The organism is bacterium, from assembly GCA_026398675.1.
In the GTDB taxonomy this organism is placed as follows: domain Bacteria; phylum RBG-13-66-14; class RBG-13-66-14; order RBG-13-66-14; family RBG-13-66-14; genus RBG-13-66-14.
Window position 1 is genome coordinate 1 of sequence record JAPLSK010000118.1, and the last position, 4,643, is coordinate 4,643.

Annotated in this window: 5 protein-coding genes; all 5 read right to left on the reverse strand. The window is 66.8% G+C overall.

The genetic code is table 11. From position 1 onward, the window contains the following. Window positions 1-120 precede the first annotated feature (120 nt). Entirely contained in the window at window positions 121-1,116 is a 996-nt protein-coding gene (locus NTW26_02840; protein MCX7021209.1) for a hypothetical protein, read from the reverse strand. A gap of 123 nt (window positions 1,117-1,239) precedes the next feature. Then, on the reverse strand, window positions 1,240-1,998 hold the full coding sequence (locus tag NTW26_02845) for a zf-HC2 domain-containing protein (protein MCX7021210.1): 759 nt from the start codon (window positions 1,996-1,998) through the stop codon (window positions 1,240-1,242). A gap of 422 nt (window positions 1,999-2,420) precedes the next feature. After that, window positions 2,421-3,086 (reverse strand): sigma-70 family RNA polymerase sigma factor, encoded by a 666-nt coding sequence (locus NTW26_02850; GenBank protein MCX7021211.1) that lies wholly within the window; start codon window positions 3,084-3,086, stop codon window positions 2,421-2,423. A 20-nt stretch (window positions 3,087-3,106) separates the two neighbouring features. Then, window positions 3,107-3,514, reverse strand: a complete 408-nt coding sequence (cdd, locus tag NTW26_02855) for a cytidine deaminase (protein MCX7021212.1) — start codon at window positions 3,512-3,514, stop codon at window positions 3,107-3,109. Then, window positions 3,511-4,643 (reverse strand): PQQ-binding-like beta-propeller repeat protein (locus NTW26_02860; GenBank protein MCX7021213.1); only part of this gene is annotated, 1,133 nt, incomplete at its 5' end. The genes NTW26_02860 and cdd, both read right to left, overlap by 4 nt.

Here is a 4,643-nt window from a genome sequence, read left to right on the forward strand (position 1 = left end):
GCGAGCCTCTCCCCAGAGGGGAGAGGGGGAAACGAAGGGGCGGGTCACGCGACCCGCCCCACTACATATCAAAAAAAACAAACCGGGCGACCCCTCACCGCACACCGGCGACCGCCCAACTCACTTCCCGGTCAGGAAGTAGGCGGCGACCTGGTAGAGGCCGAAGTTGGTGAGCTGGCCGACCAGGGTGAAGGTTATGTCCCCGGCCCGCCACTGGAGCACCGAGTAGTTGGCGCTCTTGGAGAGGTGGGCCTTCGTCTCGCCCAGGGCTATCTCCTGCCCCGTCAGGCTCCCCTCCTGCGGCTCCTCGAAGACCGAAAGCCCCTCGAGACCGTCGGTGTACGAGAGATGCGCGGCGTACTGGCCGTTGGCCCGGTAGCCCAACCGGGTCTCGACCAGGATGAAGCCGCCGGGCAGTTTATCGGGAACGACGGGCACGAACCCCATATCTTCCGGGAGCTGATTCCGGGCGGATTTGCTGACCGACTCGGCCTCCTCGACCACCGTGCCGGAAAACTGGCCCTCGGAGAAGTAATCGGGGGAGAAATCCACGTTGAACTCGATCCAGGAGAAACCGGTGTTGGCGGCCGAATCGTTGCACTCCTCCCGGGTCTGCAACACGAGGTAGTTCTTGGAGTCCACCCAGAGGATGCGGTGGGGCGTGGCGTTGTGGCGCGAGGTTATTTCGATCCTGTAGGCGTCGCGCCCCGCCACCGTGTTGTTGGATTCGAGCTCGAGGATGTAGTTGCCGGCGATGAGGTCCCTGCGCTCGGTGTTGCTCAGGCGGTCGTCCAGCATCTGCGGGGAGTCGGAGTGGATGGTGACCTCGAGGCGCGGGTCGTAGGAGTAGAGGTCCTCGCCGTCGTCAATCACGACCCGCTCGCGCATGGTGGGCGGGGAGAGGTAATCGGTGCGCGTCGCCCCGCCGGCCTCGAAGCTCACGCGCACCTCCATCGCCTCGGCCTGGGCGCCGTTGTAGAGGATTATCGTCTTCTCGCCGACGTAATTCTCGGCGATCGGCTCGGCCGCGAGCGCCTGGGTGAGCACGTCCAGCGCCGTTTCGGCCAGGGTCGCGGAGCCGAGAAAAAGAAGGAGTATCGTGAGCGTGCGTGACATGATTCGCTAACTATTACGCCGGGAGGGGTGGCTTAGTTCTGGATTTTCAAGAAAAAAAGCGCTGAATGCAAGCCGCTAAAAACGCCGGGCGCAACCCGGCGTCGGTCTTGGCAGGCGGTCGTCCTACTCCCCCGTACGCTCCCCGGCCGGATGCTCGGCATCCGCATCCGCGGCGCCCTCCGCGGGCAGGCTCGGCAGATCGGCGGCGGTGTCCGGGATGGGGGAGCCGGCGCTAACGAGGGAGAAACGGACGCCGGTCGAGATTTCGATGGGAACTTCGGCGGCGCGGGTGAGCGCCTCGTCGGCGAGGACGTGGCGGGAGAGCTCCTCGGTGGAGCTCTGGGACACCTCGGTCGCGGCCAGATGCTCGCTCAAATATTCCTCGGGGCCGGTATCTTTATGCACCGCCTTCGCCACCGCTTCGGCCACGTCGCCCGGCTCAGTCCCGAGCTCGGCGGCGGTCGCCGGCGACGAATCGGTCACGCGGTCGCCGGCCAGCGGCAGATCGAGGGCCATCGGCGACGCTGTCTCCGCCATGTTATTCAGGCCGAGGAGCCCCACTCCGACCGCGAGGATGACCACGGATGCGGCCACCAAAACGAGACGCATGTTGGGCCGGGCCGACCGGGCCTCGCTCCGCGACCGGAAACGCTCCGTCACAAGGTCCGCGAGGCGCGAGTGGGACAGGACGGCTTGGTGGAAATCGTCGGAGAGCTGGTAGCTGACCGAGCCGACGGCCTCCTTCAACGCGCGCAGCTCGGCGAGCTCGCGCCGGCAGGCCGGGCAACCATTCAGGTGCGCACAGAACGCGGCCAGTTCGCGCCCTCGCAGCTCGTCGTCCATGTAGGCTGAAAACAGGCCTTTAGCACGCCAGCATCTCATAGTTGCTCGATGTCCGGTTTTGTCGGTGAAGGCGAATACCCGCACACGTTCGAAGTTTTCGCAAGTTCCAGGCTCAAAGTCGTTCGATCTTCGGTGTTACCGGTGAGGGTTACGTTCTGGTGGTCGGTCACGTTTCTTCAGGGCAGGTTCCAGGCTCAAAGTCGTTCGATCTTCGGTGTCGTCGGTGAAGGCTACGCTCTGTGGCCGTTTTACGTTCCCGCAGACCCCTGGAGGTTCCAGATCAAAAAGAATTCGTTATTCCTTAAAAGCGGCCGATACGTTCACGCTGCAATGATTGGTAATCAGTATGAAGACTGCATTTTTTTCTTTTAACGCGGCCCGTCCTTTCACTCCCCCCGCCGTTGCCTCCGTCAGGTTGTCATCCTCAAACGGAATCTCATTTGCCCCCCCCTGCTCCCCCCTCAGGCGGGGGTGTAGCCCAGGAGCTGGGGCGCCACGTCGGACAGGCGCTCGCGGAGGAGCTTGCGTCCGCGGTGGATGCGTGAGCGGACCGTCCCGATCGAGCACTCCATCACCTCGGAAATTTCCTCGTAGGTGAGCCCCTCCAGGTCGCACAGGGCGACGGCCATGGAGTACTTCTTGGGCAGACGGCTGACGGCGTCCCGCACTATGACCGCCACCTCGTTGGATCCGATGACCCGCTCGGGGTCCGGGTCGGGGCTTTCGAGCTGGAAGGGGACCGAGGAGCCGCCGCCCAGGGAGATGGGCTCGTCGATGCTGTTCGTTTTCATCCGGTTTTCGCGGCGCCAGGAATCTATGTAGAGGTTCTTGAGCACCGTGTAGAGCCAGTTCCGGAGCGAGCGGTCGGGATCGAAATGCTGGAGCGAGCGGTAGAGCTTCAGGAACGCCTCCTGCGCCAGCTCGTCGGCCCGATAACGGTCCCCGGTGAGGACCATGGCGATGTTGTACACCTCTTGGGCGTGCTCCCCGACGAAGGCCTCGTAGGCCTCCCGTTCGCTGGAGCTTACCGTCAGTGCATGCTCCACGTCATCCCCCTCCGTGGCGGACTCATCTCCCCGCCTCGACACACCCCGGCCGGGATCCTCGTTCATCTCAGGATACGTCATGAGGGTCGGTGGGGTTCCTTTTACTCCAGTTGTTCCCGCCCAAAGGGGAGTGGTAGGAGATCGGCCAGGCGGGCCGACGCCACCGACCCGTCGTCGGCCAAAGTATAGACCATCAGGTCGCCGCCTCCCAGCTCGAAGAGAAACTGACGGCAGGCGCCGCAGGGCCAGACGCCCCGGGGCGGCGAGCCCGTCCGCCCGGCGACCATGGCACAGGCCGTGATGGGCAGTGCCCCCGCGGAGACGGCGCTCCCCGCGGCGTTGCGCTCGGCGCAGAGAGATTCGCCGTAGGCCGCGTTCTCCACGTTCGCCCCGGTGAACACTCGACCGTCGGCACAGAGCACCGCGGCCCCCACCGCGAACCCGGAATACGGCGCGCGGGCCAGGACACGGGCCTCCGCGGCCCTCTCGAGCAGCTCCTCGGGGCTCATGCCGGCACCTCCGAATAAATTTTATAGCAGACGAGCACGCCGTCGCGCCGGAGGACGAGCATCCGACCCTCGTCGTCACAGACGGGGGGGGCGTCGCACATGCCGCCCAGCTTGATCTCCCAGAGCTTGGAACCATCGTCTAGGTCGTAACCGCGCAGAGTCCCGAACCAGGTGGGGCAGACGACCGTCCCGCCGACGACCGCCGCGCCGCCGCCGGGGTAGTCACCCAGGCCGGCCTGCCAGAGCTCGGTCAAATCGCCGACCGACAGAGCCGCAATCTTCGCCCCGTCGTGAGCCAGGACTACGACCCCCCCGGTCACGACGGGCAGACCGACCGGCGGCTGTCCCAGGGTGGTCTGGGCCAGAAGGGCGCCGTCGGCGGGGTTCAGCGCGGCGAGCTGTCCCGAGCGGGCGGCGATGTAGAGCAAGCCTCCGGCAAGGGTGATCCCCCCATAGGCCCTCCCCTCCACCCTGACCGACCAGACCGCCTCGCCTGTTCGCCGGTCCAGGGCGCTGACCACGCCGTCCTGGGCAGCGAGGTAGACGCAACGCTCGTCCACCGTCGGGTGGGCGAGGATGGGGGACGGCGCGGCGTAAACCCAGACCACGCCGCCGGTGAGGTTGTCCAGGGCGAAGAGGGCCCCGCTCTCGTCGGGCACGTAAAGGAAGTTGCCGTAGGGCGTCGGGCCGACGTCGCACGGTCCGGCCAGCTCGACGCGCCACCGGACCTCCCCCGTGACGCGGTCCAGGGAGACCACCGCCCCCCGGCCCAGGGAGAGGTAAACCGAGCCGTCGGTGAGCGCGGGGGCCCCGCGGACCGGCTCGCCCAGGTCCACGCGCCAGCGCTCCTCCCCCGTGGCTGGATCGGCGGCGACCACGTGCCCCGCCTCGTCGGCGGCGACGGCGATTCCGGGCGCGGCGACGGGCCAGGCGAAGGTCGTCCCGCCGGTCTCCAATTGCCAGCACTCGACGGGCGGCGTCGAAGCGTCTCCGGGGAAGACGCCCGAGTGGGTCCAGTCGCGTCCGGCGCAGCGCCACGCCTCCATCCGGGCGGGATCGGGCTCGGGGCGCGCGAGCGCGTCGGGAACGGCCCCCTCATCGACCACCCCGTCTCCGCAGGCGAGGAGGA